Raw genomic sequence first — 15,017 nt, 5'->3', positions numbered from 1 at the left:
CCTTTTTGCAAAAAGTACATCTTACTAAAAACTGTATATACTAACTCTATATATAAACCATTTGTCTCAGGACAATGGTCAACGGTGGTCATTTCCCTTTTGCATTTTAAGAATGCTATGAAAAAGAAAAAATGGAGTGGCCAATTAAGAGTCTTGAAATTTCAAGACTCTTTTTTATGCAATACATTCAGATTTTAGAGTTACAATACACAAGATATTGGGCTTACTTATTAATTTTCTTATAAAACGTATCTTTGCGGTCCAAAATCAAAGACCTTGCAGGTATGACAACAAGTGGAAAAATTGAATTGATGGCGCCGGCCGGGAATTTTGAATCCTTGCAAGCAGCTATTGAAAATGGTGCTGATTCGGTTTACTTTGGTGTTGAACAGCTGAATATGCGCGCCAGGGCAAGTATTAATTTTACTTTGGAGGATTTGCCCGAGATTGCAAGCCGATGTATTAAAAAGAATATTAGGACCTATCTTACCCTTAACACGATTATATATGACCATGACCTTTCAGTAATAAAAACCATTCTGAATTTGGCCAAAAAAGCCAATATTACGGCGGTGATAGCCATGGATCAAGCTGTGATTGCCTATGCTAGGCAAATAAATTTGGAAGTCCATATTTCAACCCAAATCAACATCACCAATATTGAAGCTGTAAAGTTTTACTCCTTATTTGCAGATACAGTGGTTTTGAGTCGCGAGTTAAGTTTACGACAGATCAAAAACATTTGTAATCAAATACAAAAGGAAGAGGTAAAAGGGCCTTCTGGCAATCTAATTGAAGTTGAGATTTTTGGACACGGGGCTTTGTGTATGGCTGTGTCTGGGAAATGTTACCTAAGTCTACACTCCCATAATTCATCGGCAAATAGAGGTGCTTGCAAGCAGAACTGCCGCAAGAAATACACAGTTATTGATCAGGAAAGTGGTTTTGAGATTGAGTTGGACAATGAATATATGATGTCACCGAAAGACCTGTGTACAATTGATTTTTTGGATCAAATAATTGAAGCAGGTGTAAAAGTTTTGAAGATTGAAGGTAGAGGTAGGGCACCTGAATATGTAGCTACCGTTATAAAAACATATAGAGATGCTATAGATTCCCATGAAAATAATACCTACTCCAAAGAAAAGATAGAAGATTGGATGGTTGAGCTTGAAAAAGTGTATAATAGGGGGTTTTGGAGCGGTTATTACTTGGGTCAAAAACTTGGAGAATGGAGTGACGGTTCTGGTTCTCATGCCACTCAAAAGAAATTGTATGTTGGTAAGGGAATTCATTATTATCCAAGGCCTGGTATCGCTGAATTCAAAATTGAAGCTTTTGATATAAAAGTCGGGGACAAGTTGCTGATCACGGGTCCTACAACTGGGGTTGAAGAATTGGAACTAAAAGAAATGATGGTTGACGATGTCATAGCTGACCAAGTAAAAAAAGGCCATAATTGTACAATCCCTACAGGGTTTAAGGTCCGCCCTTCTGATAAATTGTATAAAATAGTCCAAGAATAATGGTAGTTGTTACGCTACAACGTAAAAAATGTATTGGGTGCAATTATTGTGTTGAACTGGCACCCGAACAATTTCAAATGTCCAAAAAAGATGGAAAGACCGTTTTGTTGAAATCTACAGAAAAGAAAGGGTTTTTTACCATCAAATCCCATGACCATAGTACTTACGAACCTTGTTTACAGGCACAGTTGGCTTGCCCGGTGAAGATTATAACCACCAAAATAACTTAGGATTATTCTATCTTTGTCGTTTAAACTATTCTTTAACTTAAACGATTGGTATAGCATGCAACTGTACAATACATTAAGTGCAAAGGAAAGGGAATCTCTTATTGAACAAGCGGGACAAGAACGTTTAACAATTTCCTTTTACCAATATGCACACATAGGGAACCTTTCTATTTTTAGAAATCATTTATTCATCAATTGGAATGAAATTGATGTTTTGGGACGGATTTATGTTGCGAATGAGGGCATAAATGCCCAATTATCGGTTCCAGCTGAAAACTTTGATTCCTTTAAAAATCATTTGGACAGCATATCTTTTTTGAAAGATGTACGATTGAACATAGCCATAGAGCAGGACAACAAATCTTTCTTAAAGTTAAAGGTAAAGGTCAGGAAGAAGATTTTGGCAGATGGTCTTAATGACGAGACTTTTGATGTTACCAATATAGGGATCCATGTAAACGCCGTTAAATTCAATGAACTTATTGAAGATTCCAATACGGTTTTAGTTGATATGCGTAATCATTATGAAAGTGAAATAGGCCATTTTAAAAATGCCATTACACCTGACGTTGATACTTTTCGTGATTCGTTGGATATAATAGAGAAAGACCTTGAAGACTTCAAAGAGAACAAGAAACTGGTCATGTACTGCACAGGAGGTATTCGTTGTGAAAAGGCAAGCGCATACTATAAGCACAAAGGTTTCAAAAATGTCTATCAGTTGGAAGGGGGTATTATTGAATACGCAAGACAGGCCAATGACCAAAATCTAGAAAACAAGTTTATTGGAAAGAATTTTGTCTTTGACCATAGAAGAGGTGAGCGTATTTCAGAAGATATCATAGCTCAATGCCATCAATGTGGTAAGGCTTGCGATACTCATGTAAACTGTGCCAATGAGGCATGCCACCTGTTATTTATCCAATGTGAGGAATGCGCAAAAAAAATGAGTGATTGTTGCTCTCAGGAATGTAAGAATGTTTCAGCATTGCCCTTTGAGGAGCAAAAAAGGTTGCGAAAAGGGAAAACTGCGAGTAATAAAATCTTCAAAAAAGGACGTTCCGAGGTTTTGAAGTTTAAAAAATAAGAACTGTAGACAGGGTATTTTTTCAATTGCAAGAGCATGCTTTATATCTGCAACAAATTATACTATCTTTACATTTAAGATTAATATGAACCTTTTTTGGGGAAAATTTTTGGTTTTTCCCAAATCAAGATACAAAATATGGGTTGTAACAGTTGTTCAACCGGTAAGGATGGACAGCCAAAAGGGTGCAAGAACAATGGTACTTGTGGCACAGACGGCTGTAATAAATTAACGGTATTTGATTGGCTTTCCAACATGTCACTTCCAAGTGGTGCAAAACCGTTTGACGTTGTTGAGGTCCGATTTAAAAATAGCAGAAAAGAGTTCTTCAGGAATACAGAAAACCTATCACTTTCAATTGGTGACATAGTCGCCACCCAAGCACAATCAGGTCATGATATTGGCATGGTTACATTAACAGGGGAACTTGTTAAAGTGCAAATGAAAAAGAAAAAGGTGAAATCCGACTCTGAGGAGATTGCAAAATTATATCGAAAAGCTACCCAAAAAGACATCGACATTTGGCAAAAGTCAAGGGATAGAGAAGAAGAAATAAAGAAACGTTCCCGGGAAATTGCCATAATTCTAAAATTGCAGATGAAAATCTCTGATGTTGAGTTTCAAGGTGATGGGTCGAAAGCAACTTTTTATTATACAGCGGAAGAACGGGTCGATTTTCGACAATTGATAAAAGATATGGCCAAAGCCTTTGGAATTCGTATCGAAATGCGCCAGATTGGTTACCGTCAAGAGGCCCAACGCTTAGGGGGTATTGGCTCTTGCGGTAGAGAATTGTGTTGTTCTACGTGGTTGACTGATTTTAGGTCAGTGAGTACTTCGGCAGCGCGTTACCAACAGCTTTCTCTAAACCCCCAAAAACTTGCGGGACAATGCGGTAAATTAAAATGCTGCCTTAATTATGAACTCGATTTGTATTTGGAAGCCTTGAAAGATTTTCCGCCTCAGGACACCAAACTATTTACTGAAAAGGGAATGGCGTTCTGTCAAAAGTCCGACATTTTTAAGGCCACATTGTGGTTTTCTTATAAAGATGAACCTGCCAACTGGCACATACTTTCAAAGGATCAAGTAATTGAAATTGTTGCAAAAAACAAAAAGAAAGAAAAAGTTGCAAGCTTAGAGGAATATGCTGCTGACAATATTATTGAAGAAAAGGTAGTTTTCGAGAATGTTGTGGGTCAAGACAGTCTAACCCGTTTTGACAAGCCAAAACGCCGAAATAACCGAAACAAAAGCAAAAGGAGAAGAAACGATAATAGAAAAAGACGACAAAAAAATGCATAGGGTACTTTTATCATTTGTGTTTATTGCCTTAATGGTTTCCTGTGATGATTCTCTGGTGAAAACAGGCTTTAAGGCAACAAATAATGGTGCTTGGAACAAAGATAATATTGTGGAATTCACTTTTTCTGAGATGGACACCGTTCAAAATCATCATGTGTATATCAATGTGCGCAACGATAATACTTTTCTGTACAGCAATCTATTTTTAATAGCGGAACTTGATAAACCAAATGGTGACACTGTCACTGATACTTTGGAGTTTATAATGGCCAAACCGGACGGCACATGGTTAGGTAAAGGGTATGCAAATACTAAAGAAAATAAACTATGGTATAAAGAAAACATCGTTTTTTCCTCTTCAGGCGTATATACATTACGGTTGTCCCATGCCATGCGTAAAAACGGCAATTTAGATGGGATTATTAACCTCGAAGGCATTACAGATGTCGGGTATGAAATTGTAAAAAGTAATGAGTAAACGTATGGCAAAGACCAAAAGAAAAACATCAAAAAACAGTTTTATTAGTTTTATTAAATGGTTTTGGATTCTTTTTGCCACTGGAGTGCTATCCGTTGCATTGTTATTTTTATCGGCTTCTTGGGGATGGCTTGGACCACTACCGACATATGAAGCTCTAGAAAACCCACAGACCAATTTGGCATCCCAAATCATATCATCCGACGATGAAGTTCTTGGTAAGTTTTATCTTGATGATAATCGTACAGATGTGAGTTATGAAGACCTTCCACAAAACTTAATAGATGTTCTTGTCGCTAGTGAAGATATTCGATTTTATAACCATTCTGGTATTGATTGGTTTGGAACATTGCGAGCACTCTTCTACTTAGGTAGTCGCGGTGGTGGAAGTACCATCACACAGCAGCTTGCAGGACAAATTTATGTTGGTGCTAAATCAAGAAACCCTATTGAACGAATAAAACAAAAAGCGAAAGAATACGTAATCTCCACACAACTAGAACGAAGGTATACCAAAGAAGAAATTATAACGATGTATCTGAACATTTATGATTTCGGCAATAATGCAGATGGAATTCAATCTGCATCAAGAATCTACTTTGGTAAAGAGCCAAAACATTTGAAAATGGAAGAATCTGCAATGCTAGTAGGCATGTTACAGAATTCCTCTTTGTACAACCCATTACGCCGCCCTGAGAGAACACAGAATAAAAGAAACCTCGTTTTACGTCAATTAGGTAGATATGAATATATAACTGAAGCAGAAAAAGACTCTTTACAAGCTCTGGAATTGGATTTAAATTACCATCCACAGTCCCATAGTGTAGGCCTTGCCACCTATTTTAGAATGTACCTTCAAGGCTTTATGAACAAGTGGATAGCAAAGAACCCAAAGCCTGCGGTTGAAGGTGAACGTGATAAATGGAGTCTTTATTTAGATGGATTAAAAATTTACACTACTATAGATTCCCGTATGCAATTGAATGCTGAAGAGGCAGTTCAGGAACATATGAAAAAGTTACAAGCTGAGTTTTTTCATCAGAATACACCTGAGCGGAACAGAACTGCTCCTTTCCTAAATCTGGAAAAAGAGGAGATAGACCGAATTATGGAACAGGCCATAAAAACTTCTGATCGTTGGCGACAAATGAAAAAACAAGGCAAATCAGAAAAGGATATTCGCAGTTCTTTTACAAAAAAGACTGAAATGGCTGTCTTTGATTGGAAGAGTGAAGGTCATGAAAAAGATACTATCATGACTCCGATAGATTCAATCAGGTATTATAAAACGCACTTAAGAACGGCAATGATGTCCATGGAACCACAAACCGGACATGTAAAAGCTTGGGTCGGAGGCGTTGATTACAGGCATTTTCAATATGATAATGTGTACCAAGGTAAACGCCAAGCGGGCTCAACCTTTAAACCTTTCGTTTATGCGGCTGCTATCGATCAGTTGAGATTATCACCTTGTTACGAACTGCCAGACTTGGAGTATTGTATAGAGGCACATAAACACGGAAATATGGAAGCTTGGTGTCCCGACAACTCAAGCGGAAGGTTTTCTGGTGAAATGTATTCCTTGAAAAGAGGATTGGCCAATTCAAAAAACTCAATAACTGCCCAACTAATAGATATGGTTGGTCCAAAATCTGTTGTATCCATTGTAAAAAACCTTGGAATTAATAGAGATATTTTAGAAGTGCCTTCAATTGCTTTGGGAACGGAAGATATGAATGTTTATGAAATGGTTGGTGCTTATGGTGCTTTTGCCAATCAGGGCGTTTTCGTGAAACCGGTTATGGTTACCCGTATTGAAGATAAAAACGGGACAGTATTGTATGAATATGTTCCTGTAACCAAGGACGTATTAAGCAAGGAAGTATCTTATGCAATGGTGAACCTTATGGAAGGGGTTACACAGGGAGGTTCAGGAATTCATTTGCGAACTACAGGTTACGATAAAATTAAATCTAGACCAGAGTTCAAAGAGATTATAACTGGATACCCTTATGAGTTCAAAAACCCAATTGCCGGAAAAACAGGAACAACACAAAATCAAAGTGATGGTTGGTTTATGGGAATGGTACCCAATTTGGTAACCGGAGTATGGGTTGGTGGTGATAATCGATCTATACACTTTAAATCCCTTAGATATGGTCAAGGGGCTTCTATGGCATTGCCTATTTGGGGACTGTACATGAAGAAAAATTACGCAAATGAAGAATTGGGAGTCTCTGATGGCGAATTCATTGAACCTGAGAATATGTCAATTAATTTGGATTGTTCAAAACCAGTGGAAGACCCCAATGCACCAAAAGAAACAGATGATTTAGATGATTTGGACTTCTAATAATGGCATAGATAACCTAATATCTTAAAAGCTAAATGCCCTTACTTTTTAAAATAAAGTAAGGGCATTTTCTTTTTTAAAATGCTAATTTAGTAATAGGGATATTTTTGTTTAATCCAAGACAATTTTTATGATTCGTAAAACAGTAGAGAATGTACGTGAGGCATTAAAAGGGGTAAAAGACGGAATGACATTTATGTTGGGCGGCTTTGGTCTCTGTGGAATTCCTGAAAACACAATAGCCGAATTGGTACGATTGGGTATTACAGATATTTCATGTATATCAAACAATGCTGGGGTTGATGATTTTGGTCTGGGGCTTTTACTCCAAAAACGACAGATACGAAAAATGACATCTTCATATGTTGGAGAGAATGACGAGTTTGAACGACAGATGCTAAGTGGTGAGTTGGAGGTGGAGCTCACCCCTCAAGGCACTTTGGCGGAAAAATGTAGGGCCGCTCAAGCTGGTTTCCCCGCTTTCTATACTCCTGCAGGATACGGCACAGAAGTAGCCGAGGGAAAGGAGACAAGAGAATTCAATGGTAAGATGTATGTTCTGGAAAACGCCTATGAGGCTGATTTTTCCTTTGTTAAGGCATGGAAAGGGGATGAGGCAGGAAATCTAATATTTAAAGGTACTGCACGTAATTTTAATCCTTGTATGTGTGGGGCGGCCAAAATTACAGTAGCCGAGGTTGAGGAATTGGTGCCTGCAGGTTCCTTGAATCCAAACGAAATACATATACCTGGAATATTTGTACAACGCATATTCCAAGGTGAACATTACGAGAAGCGAATAGAACAACGAACGGTAAGACAAAGGGATTGATTACTAATACTCAATAAATGAAGTTATCATATACCTGCTCTGCATGTAAAAAACAAAATACACTTAAAGAAAAAGAGAACACTAGAGCTGAGTTACAAATGAAATTGAGAGGTGATGAAGTCCATGTAAATTGCCAAAACTGCGGTAAAATGGATAAAAAACATCTAAATAGAATTACGGCCATTGTTGATAACAGAATTGTTTTGTTAGGAGTTGGACTTGGAATTATATCGACAATAGTTCTTTGGAGCTTTTTAGGAGCAATTGCAGTTTTTACATTCAGTATACCTATTATGTTTTGGAGACATGATAGTGAGAAAGCTCATAAGTTTAATTCCTATATTATTAAAAGAAATTAACATGCTTGATAAGAACGGAATCGCAAAGCGAATCGCAAAGGAGGTCAAAGATGGCTATTATGTAAATCTGGGGATAGGCATTCCCACCCTTGTTGCCAATTTTGTACGCAATGATATTAGTGTGGAATTTCAAAGTGAAAACGGGGTTTTGGGTATGGGGCCATTTCCGTTTGAAGGGGAAGAAGATGCAGATATCATAAATGCAGGCAAACAAACAATTACAACCTTACCGGGAGCTTCATTCTTTGATTCGGCAACCAGTTTTGCCATGATTAGGGGCAAACACGTAGACCTTACTATTCTGGGTGCGATGGAAGTTTCGGAAAAAGGTGATATTGCCAATTGGAAAATTCCAGGTAAAATGGTTAAGGGAATGGGAGGCGCGATGGATCTAGTTGCTTCAGCAGAGAATATTATTGTCGCTATGATGCACACCAATAGAGCTGGTCAATCCAAATTACTTAAGGATTGTAGTTTGCCTTTAACAGGAGTGGGTTGTGTTAAAAAGATTGTTACAAACCTTGCTGTCCTTGAAGTGGTAAAAGAAGGATTCAAACTTTTAGAACGTGCTCCAGGTGTTAGCGTTAAGGACATAAAAAATGCGACCGAAGGAGTATTGATTATCGATGGAGATATCCCTGAAATGCAGGTTTAAAATAAAAAAGCAGGTAGTTCATCGATGAAAATCACCTTTGACTTTTTTCACAACATTTTAAAGTTATTTCACAACAATAATTTAGAGAAGACATACGTTTTAATCTAAATTTACTTTGTAATAAAAAGTTGAAACCCAAATCAAAACTATAAACCTACTTTATTATGGAAGCCCAAATTAACCATGCCCCAAGTCCTAAAAAAATACAAGTTTACAAGAATGACTTCTTCAGTGGAGTTGTCTTATTGACCAAAAAATTATTTATGCTTTAAATACTAGTATAGAATTTATTCCTTGAGCCACGCCCACAACGTGGCTCTTTTTTTGCTTAATTTTAAGGGTAATGAGGAAGCAACACAAACTTGTATATAAAAAATGTGGCCCGGAAGATATAAATGAGCTAACGCAGGTTTCGATAGCAACATTCGTTGATGCATTTGAAAAAGATAATGACCCGGAAGATTTTAAAAACTATATAGACCTTGCATTCAACAAGACTAAATTGAATAAGGAACTTAAAAATCCGAACACATCTTTTTACTTTGTTTTTTTAGAAGAAAACCTCGTAGGGTATTTTAAATTGAATCAAAACGAGGCTCAATCTGATTTAAAAAACATGGATTCGATTGAGTTGGAACGAATTTATGTTATAAATGAATATCAGGGTCAGGGTTTGGGATTGCAAATACTTCAAGAGGCAAAGAAATTGGCCAAGAAGACCAATAAGTCATACTTATGGCTAGGAGTTTGGGAACTTAATAAAGCAGCAATTAAGTTCTATGAAAGGCATGGATTCTCAAAGTTTGGAATGCACCCTTATTACATTGGAAAAGACAGGCAATTGGATTGGCTTATGCAATTTGATTTGATTAACTTCAACCAGGAATAAAACCAATCACCATGCGAGTTTTTAAACTACTTCTTTTAGCCCTTATATGCTCAAATTTTGCAATTTCACAAGAAGAATTCTACTTTCCGGAACGAAATGTAGAATGGGAGGTGAAATCTTCCGAAGAATTTAAAATAGACACCGAAAAACTTCAGGCTGCTGTTGAATTTGCTAATAACAACGAATATTCTGGCTCGCGGGATCTTAGAATAGCAATATTAAAGGGATTTGAAAGAGAGCCATTTCATGAAATATTAGGGCCGACCAAAAAGCGTGGAGGTCCGGCAGGAATGATTTTAAAGAACGGGTATGTAATTGCAAAATGGGGAGATACCAAACGAGTTGATATGACCTTTAGTGTTACCAAAAGTTTTTTATCAACCATTGCCGGATTGGCTGAGGACCATGGGCTGATAGCAAACACGAAAGATATAGTTGAGGATTACATTTGGGATGGTACATTTGGAGGTGAACATAATGGCAAGATTACATGGGAGCATCTCTTGCAGCAAAATTCAGATTGGTCTGGAGAACTTTGGGGTGGTAAGGATTGGGGAGATAGACCGCCAAAGGAAGGTGACATTGATGATTGGAAATTCAGAAAACTCAATGAGCCGGGAACAGTTATGGAATACAACGATGTTCGTGTAAATGTTTTGGCTTATTCCCTTACCCACGTGTGGCGAAAACCATTGCCAATGATTCTAAAAGAGCAGGTGATGGATAAAATTGGAGCATCGACTACATGGCGTTGGCATGGTTATAAAAATGCTTGGACAGAGATAGACGGAATTCAAATGAAATCGGTAACGGGTGGAGGTCATTCAGGTGCTGGAATATTCATAAATGCCGAAGACATGGCACGTTTTGGTTTATTGTTCTTGAACAATGGTAAATGGAGAAATGAAAGGATCATTAGCGAGGAATGGATTCAAAAAGCTATTACACCCTCAAAACCCAATGTAAATTATGGTTATATGTGGTGGTTAAATAAAAAGGGTAATCGCCATTGGAAAGGACTCTCGGAGAACATTTATTATGCTGCGGGATTTGGAGGCAATTTCATTGTCATTGACAATAAAAACGATTTGGTGATTGTTACGAGGTGGTTGGAGCCAAATAAGATAGGTGATTTCATGAGCAAGGTCAATGCTGCCCTGGATTAACCTAAGTCATTGCCGTTAACCTTTCTTAGAAGCGAAGTCTTGAATGATCTTCCAATAGGAATTTTATTATCCTTCATTATCAATTGATTCCCATTAATTTTTTCAATTCTATTGTAGCTAACTATAAATGATTTGTGCACTTGGATAAAATCGTCAGCAGGCAATTTCAGTATCCAATTTTTGAGTGATTCAATATAGGACCATTTTGCATGATCTGTTACCACGGTCACGTAGTTTTTGTCAGATTCAATATAGATAATGTCACTGAAGTTGATTTTATGAAGGGTTTTATCAATGTTTAAAAAAACATGTTCTGTACTTGTTTCTACGTTGATGATGTTGTGTGCCTTTTTTTGATGGTTTTTTTTTGCCTTATTTACGGCCTTTAAGAAACGCTCGAATGAAAAGGGCTTTACAAGATAATCGCAGATTGTATCCAATTCAAAACTCTCTACCGCATGTTCATGATAAGCAGTCGTCATAATCACAGCAGGAGGATTGGCAAGGGTCTTTATGTATTGAATTCCTGAAATATCTGGGAGATTGATATCAAGAAAAACAACATCAATATTTTGGTTTGAAATTAACGTATTGGCATTCAAGGCGGATTGAAAACAGCCCTCGATTGTTAAATCTGGTAATTTCGAGATATAGTTCTGCAAAATCCGTTGGGCTGGAAGTTCATCTTCAATGATAATACAGTTCATATAAGCTGAATTTTTAGGATCACCTTGTAAAGATTCTCATTGGAGATTTTCAATTCATATTTGTCTTTATAGATTAAATTTAATCGTTTTTTCAAATTTACCATACCAATCTTAGTGTTCTCCTCTGAATCATAATTTGGATTCACAGCATTCTCACAAATACATTCCAAAGAAGCATTTTTTACTCTAATACGGATTGTAATTTTGCTGTTCGATGCGCTATGTTTAAAAGCATTTTCAATGAGGGTTATAAGTAAAAGGGGTGCAATTACAAAGTCATTGCCTTCAATTTCCTTGCTATAATCAACCTCCTTTATATTTTCGGTTCTAATTTTTTGAAAGGCGATATAATTATCAATATAATCCAACTCTTTCTGTAAATCAATCTTGTGGGCATCACTCTCGTACAATACATGTTTCAAGTTATCGGAGAGTTTTAGGATCATTCCAGGAACTTCTTTCGGCTTTTCAAGGGAATAGGAGTAAATGGTGTTCAAGTTATTGAAAAGTACATGCGGATTTATCTGTGATTTCAGGAATTGAAGTTCCATTTCGGTATGTTCCTGTTTAATGAGTTCTACCTCCTCCTGTTTTTCAAGGTAGCTATACAACATCCATAGGAAAGAAAAGAAAACGATGGGTACAAGGGTTTGCCAGAGGTAGTCAGATAGGCATTTCATGACCGAACATCCACACTGCGCAAAATAATTGCAATAGGCTTGTGTACCTAAAAATGCTATTGACCCAATTATCAAACCATAGACCAAGTACATTTTTCTTTTGACAAAAAATGGCAAAAGAATGCCATTATTCACATATACAATGGCCACAAGAATAAAGAAATACTGTAAAAAAGGATTCTCTTTCCAGTAGTAATTGGAAAATACGAAAAGTGATATGAATACAAACAAGGCCCAAAAAAGGAGGTGGATTAGGATTTTGGATATATGTAGGCCTTTAAATGTCATATAGGACTTATTTAATGAGAAAAGTAATAAGAATGTACAAGATGCTCAAATCTGGTGTACAAAGTGCTATTTCAAAGGTATAAACGTCAATTAACGCTAAAGAACAGTTGGTTCATACAGGACTGTTGTTGAAATGACTTTCAATGCAGATGGTACATTTTTATGGGTAATTATGCCATTTGACCCTAGGTTTGAAGAAATGACAACCTTTATTATGAAGACACGAACTATACTGATAATCGGAGTTTTATTCGGCTTGGGCACTCTAAATACTTGGGCTCAGGAAATCAATCAAAAATCAACTGACACCAACGGGAGAGAAAAGCTTCTGGGTGTTATAAATGAAGAAGGCCTAAAGCAAAATTCTTTTGCCCAATGGTACAAAACCAATTATGATAATTATGTGGTAGATTCGGAAGTACTAACCATCATTGAAAAGCGATTGAAGAAATATGAGATTCTGGCTTTTATGGGCACTTGGTGTGGTGATAGCAGACGTGAAATCCCTCGTTTTTATAAAATTTTGGATAGTATTGATTTCCCTATGGAAAATCTCACTATGGTTGGAGTGGACAATGCACGTGAGAATTATAAAAACAGCCCAACTGGTGAGGAAAGAGGGCATGACATTATAAAAGTCCCCACATTTATTATTTTGAAAGATGGGAAAGAAGTAAACCGAATTGTCGAAACCCCTAAGGTTTCTTTGGAAAAAGACCTAAAAGCTATTGTTCAGAACGCCTCTTATATACCTAATTACAAAATTGTACCTGTAGATTAGTTTAAAGCTTTTTCAAAATTTCAGTTGCTTGTTCGAGCGTATCATTCGTTTTAGCAAAACAAAATCGAAGGACTTTATTGTCTTGACCTCCAACGTTAAATACTGAAATGGGAATTGATGCTAATTTGTATTCAATGATCAATCTTTTGGCAAAGTCGACATCACTTTCATCCGTGATTTTTGAATATCCAAGCAATTGGAAATAAGTGCCTTTTGAAGGTGCTATCTCAAAACGTGAACCCTTGAGGCCATTAAGGAATAAGTCTCTCTTTTTCTGGTAAAAATTATTGAGGTTTAAATAATGTTGAGGTTCTTGAAGATAAGTTGACAGTGCATGTTGCAGAGGGTGATCTACACAAAATACATTGAATTGGTGAGTCTTTCTGAACTCATGCATTAGTTCGGCAGGTGCGACGCAGTAACCCACTTTCCACCCTGTCACATGAAAAGTTTTCCCAAAAGAAGCACAGATAAAACTGCGTGATGCCAAATCATCAAAACGGGATGCACTTTCGTGCACATAACCATCAAAGACGATATGTTCATACACCTCGTCGCTTATAACGATAATATTGGTGTCTTTTAAACTCTTTTGAAGTTCAAGCATATCTTCTTTGGAAAAGATTGTGCCACTCGGATTGTGTGGGGTATTCACAATGACCATTTTGGTCCTTTGTGTTATTTTATTTCGGAATACTTCCCAATCAACTTTGAAATTTTGATTCAATTGTAAATAAACAGGGCTGCCACCATTTACCTCAATAGCCGGTTCGTAACAATCATAGGCAGGTTTAAATACAATTACCTCGTCTCCGGGCTCAACGAATGCTGTAATAGCCGTGAAAATAGCTTGTGAAGCTCCGTTCGTAACCGTTATTTCTGTTTCTGGGTTATATTCCCTGTGGTGCAAGGTCAATATTTTATTGGTAATGACTTCTCTTAGTTTGGGCAAACCCGCCATGTGTGCATATTGGTTATGCCCTTCATTCAGGGCTTTTGTAACCAAATCGAGTAGGTGTTGATCGGGTTCAAAATTGGGAAAGCCCTGTGATAGATTTAAGGCATTGTGCTGTTTGGCCATTTTCCCGACAGTTGTAAAAATGGTTGTTTTTACATTGGGGAGCTTTGATTTTATGGGCATAGTTGGGCATAATTTAGTTCTCGATTTATAAAAGTAATAAAACCTTAAAGGTTTAGAGAACTTGTTTTTTGAAGATGGTCAATTACTTTTTGAAGACATTCATCCAATTCTTTTTTTATCTGATGCTCCCAAAACCGGAATACTTTATACCCTTGTTGGCCAAGTGCTAAATTCACTTCTGCATCTCGCTGTTGGTTCCGTTCAATTTTGGCAATCCAGAAATCTCGGTTCGATTTTATTTTATGCTTTCGTTCTTCCCAATTATGACCATGCCAAAACTCGCCATCAATGAAGACGACTGTTTTGTATTTATTGAGAACAATATCGGGTCTGCCTATTAATTTTCTCGAATCAACCCTGTATCGATATCCTATAGCCCATAGTGCTTTTCGAAAAGCAAGTTCTGGTTTGGTGTTTTTACCACGAATCTTGCTCATGATTTTAGAGCGTTCAGGGGTAGTATAAAACCCAGATTCTTCATTAAATCGAGGAACCTTGATGGGTTCTTTGGAATAGGGTTTTGGCATAACTAAAGATAAA

Annotated in this window: 16 protein-coding genes; 12 read left to right on the top strand and 4 right to left on the bottom strand. The window is 37.0% G+C overall.

Annotated features, from left to right (window positions below; all coding sequences use genetic code 11):
* Positions 1-284: 284 nt before the first annotated feature.
* The 11 genes from FB2170_RS06715 to FB2170_RS06665 all read left to right on the top strand — a co-directional run bounded on the left by FB2170_RS06715 (position 285) and on the right by FB2170_RS06665 (position 10,880).
* A complete protein-coding gene (locus FB2170_RS06715) occupies positions 285-1,526 on the top strand; it encodes a peptidase U32 family protein (protein ID WP_013305781.1) in 1,242 nt (413 codons plus the stop codon).
* The gene (locus FB2170_RS06710) at positions 1,526-1,756 is read left to right on the top strand and encodes a ferredoxin (RefSeq protein ID WP_013305780.1); all 231 of its coding nucleotides are present in this window, start codon (positions 1,526-1,528) and stop codon (positions 1,754-1,756) included. Before FB2170_RS06715 ends, FB2170_RS06710 begins: the two co-directional genes overlap by 1 nt.
* 55 nt (positions 1,757-1,811) lie before the next feature.
* Positions 1,812-2,843: a rhodanese-related sulfurtransferase gene (locus FB2170_RS06705; protein ID WP_013305779.1), complete on the top strand. Its 1,032-nt coding sequence runs from the start codon at positions 1,812-1,814 to the stop codon at positions 2,841-2,843.
* 138 nt (positions 2,844-2,981) lie between these two features.
* Positions 2,982-4,148 (top strand): stage 0 sporulation family protein, encoded by a 1,167-nt coding sequence (locus FB2170_RS06700; RefSeq protein ID WP_041633095.1) that lies wholly within the window; start codon positions 2,982-2,984, stop codon positions 4,146-4,148.
* The gene (locus FB2170_RS06695; protein WP_013305776.1) at positions 4,141-4,626 is read left to right on the top strand and encodes a gliding motility lipoprotein GldH; all 486 of its coding nucleotides are present in this window, start codon (positions 4,141-4,143) and stop codon (positions 4,624-4,626) included. Before FB2170_RS06700 ends, FB2170_RS06695 begins: the two co-directional genes overlap by 8 nt.
* Before the next feature lie 4 nt (positions 4,627-4,630).
* On the top strand, positions 4,631-6,979 hold the full coding sequence (locus FB2170_RS06690; protein WP_041633094.1) for a penicillin-binding protein 1A: 2,349 nt from the start codon (positions 4,631-4,633) through the stop codon (positions 6,977-6,979).
* Between the two features lie 130 nt (positions 6,980-7,109).
* Positions 7,110-7,811, top strand: coding sequence for a CoA transferase subunit A (locus FB2170_RS06685; protein ID WP_013305774.1), 702 nt, complete (start codon positions 7,110-7,112; stop codon positions 7,809-7,811).
* Between the two features lie 17 nt (positions 7,812-7,828).
* Positions 7,829-8,170 carry a hypothetical protein gene (locus FB2170_RS06680; protein WP_013305773.1) on the top strand — a complete coding sequence of 114 codons (342 nt, stop codon included), beginning with the start codon at positions 7,829-7,831 and terminating at the stop codon, positions 8,168-8,170.
* 1 nt (position 8,171) lies between these two features.
* On the top strand, positions 8,172-8,825 hold the full coding sequence (locus FB2170_RS06675; protein WP_013305772.1) for a 3-oxoacid CoA-transferase subunit B: 654 nt from the start codon (positions 8,172-8,174) through the stop codon (positions 8,823-8,825).
* Positions 8,826-9,168: 343 nt separating this feature from the next.
* Positions 9,169-9,714, top strand: a complete 546-nt coding sequence (locus FB2170_RS06670; RefSeq protein ID WP_013305770.1) for a GNAT family N-acetyltransferase — start codon at positions 9,169-9,171, stop codon at positions 9,712-9,714.
* Positions 9,715-9,725: 11 nt separating this feature from the next.
* Entirely contained in the window at positions 9,726-10,880 is a 1,155-nt protein-coding gene (locus tag FB2170_RS06665; RefSeq protein WP_013305769.1) for a serine hydrolase domain-containing protein, read from the top strand.
* Here the strand turns inward: FB2170_RS06665 and FB2170_RS06660 are convergent.
* Both FB2170_RS06660 and FB2170_RS06655 read right to left on the bottom strand, forming a co-directional pair.
* The gene (locus FB2170_RS06660; RefSeq protein ID WP_013305768.1) at positions 10,877-11,587 is read right to left on the bottom strand and encodes a LytR/AlgR family response regulator transcription factor; all 711 of its coding nucleotides are present in this window, start codon (positions 11,585-11,587) and stop codon (positions 10,877-10,879) included. The genes FB2170_RS06665 and FB2170_RS06660 overlap by 4 nt on opposite strands.
* The gene (locus FB2170_RS06655; RefSeq protein ID WP_013305767.1) at positions 11,584-12,555 is read right to left on the bottom strand and encodes a sensor histidine kinase; all 972 of its coding nucleotides are present in this window, start codon (positions 12,553-12,555) and stop codon (positions 11,584-11,586) included. Before FB2170_RS06655 ends, FB2170_RS06660 begins: the two co-directional genes overlap by 4 nt.
* 133 nt (positions 12,556-12,688) lie before the next feature.
* On the opposite strand from FB2170_RS06655, the gene FB2170_RS06650 reads away from it, so the two are divergent.
* Positions 12,689-13,336, top strand: a complete 648-nt coding sequence (locus FB2170_RS06650; protein ID WP_013305766.1) for a thioredoxin family protein — start codon at positions 12,689-12,691, stop codon at positions 13,334-13,336.
* 1 nt (position 13,337) lies between these two features.
* Here FB2170_RS06650 and FB2170_RS06645 read toward each other — a convergent pair whose 3' ends face one another.
* Together FB2170_RS06645 and FB2170_RS06640 are read right to left on the bottom strand one after the other, a co-directional pair.
* Positions 13,338-14,477 carry a methionine aminotransferase gene (locus FB2170_RS06645; protein ID WP_013305765.1) on the bottom strand — a complete coding sequence of 380 codons (1,140 nt, stop codon included), beginning with the start codon at positions 14,475-14,477 and terminating at the stop codon, positions 13,338-13,340.
* Positions 14,478-14,521: 44 nt separating this feature from the next.
* The gene (locus tag FB2170_RS06640) at positions 14,522-15,004 is read right to left on the bottom strand and encodes a very short patch repair endonuclease (RefSeq protein WP_013305764.1); all 483 of its coding nucleotides are present in this window, start codon (positions 15,002-15,004) and stop codon (positions 14,522-14,524) included.
* Between the last annotated feature and the right edge of the window lie 13 nt (positions 15,005-15,017).

The organism is Maribacter sp. HTCC2170, assembly GCF_000153165.2.
Classification (GTDB): domain Bacteria; phylum Bacteroidota; class Bacteroidia; order Flavobacteriales; family Flavobacteriaceae; genus Maribacter_A.
The sequence above is the reverse complement of the archived record's forward strand: the minus strand, read 5'-3'. Positions and strand labels throughout refer to the sequence as shown.

Excerpts from the sequence above, each read along its gene's own strand:
- FB2170_RS06655 (WP_013305767.1), bottom strand. The coding sequence starts at position 12,555 with ATGACATTTAAAGGCCTACATATATCCAAAATCCTAATCCACCTCCTT.
- FB2170_RS06700 (WP_041633095.1), top strand. The coding sequence starts at position 2,982 with ATGGGTTGTAACAGTTGTTCAACCGGTAAGGATGGACAGCCAAAAGGG.
- FB2170_RS06660 (WP_013305768.1), bottom strand. The coding sequence starts at position 11,587 with ATGAACTGTATTATCATTGAAGATGAACTTCCAGCCCAACGGATTTTG.
- FB2170_RS06680 (WP_013305773.1), top strand. The coding sequence starts at position 7,829 with ATGAAGTTATCATATACCTGCTCTGCATGTAAAAAACAAAATACACTT.
- FB2170_RS06645 (WP_013305765.1), bottom strand. The coding sequence starts at position 14,477 with ATGCCCATAAAATCAAAGCTCCCCAATGTAAAAACAACCATTTTTACA.
- FB2170_RS06690 (WP_041633094.1), top strand. The coding sequence starts at position 4,631 with ATGGCAAAGACCAAAAGAAAAACATCAAAAAACAGTTTTATTAGTTTT.
- FB2170_RS06685 (WP_013305774.1), top strand. The coding sequence starts at position 7,110 with ATGATTCGTAAAACAGTAGAGAATGTACGTGAGGCATTAAAAGGGGTA.
- FB2170_RS06675 (WP_013305772.1), top strand. The coding sequence starts at position 8,172 with ATGCTTGATAAGAACGGAATCGCAAAGCGAATCGCAAAGGAGGTCAAA.
- FB2170_RS06715 (WP_013305781.1), top strand. The coding sequence starts at position 285 with ATGACAACAAGTGGAAAAATTGAATTGATGGCGCCGGCCGGGAATTTT.
- FB2170_RS06710 (WP_013305780.1), top strand. The coding sequence starts at position 1,526 with ATGGTAGTTGTTACGCTACAACGTAAAAAATGTATTGGGTGCAATTAT.
- FB2170_RS06640 (WP_013305764.1), bottom strand. The coding sequence starts at position 15,004 with ATGCCAAAACCCTATTCCAAAGAACCCATCAAGGTTCCTCGATTTAAT.
- FB2170_RS06650 (WP_013305766.1), top strand. The coding sequence starts at position 12,689 with ATGACTTTCAATGCAGATGGTACATTTTTATGGGTAATTATGCCATTT.
- FB2170_RS06670 (WP_013305770.1), top strand. The coding sequence starts at position 9,169 with ATGAGGAAGCAACACAAACTTGTATATAAAAAATGTGGCCCGGAAGAT.
- FB2170_RS06695 (WP_013305776.1), top strand. The coding sequence starts at position 4,141 with ATGCATAGGGTACTTTTATCATTTGTGTTTATTGCCTTAATGGTTTCC.
- FB2170_RS06705 (WP_013305779.1), top strand. The coding sequence starts at position 1,812 with ATGCAACTGTACAATACATTAAGTGCAAAGGAAAGGGAATCTCTTATT.
- FB2170_RS06665 (WP_013305769.1), top strand. The coding sequence starts at position 9,726 with ATGCGAGTTTTTAAACTACTTCTTTTAGCCCTTATATGCTCAAATTTT.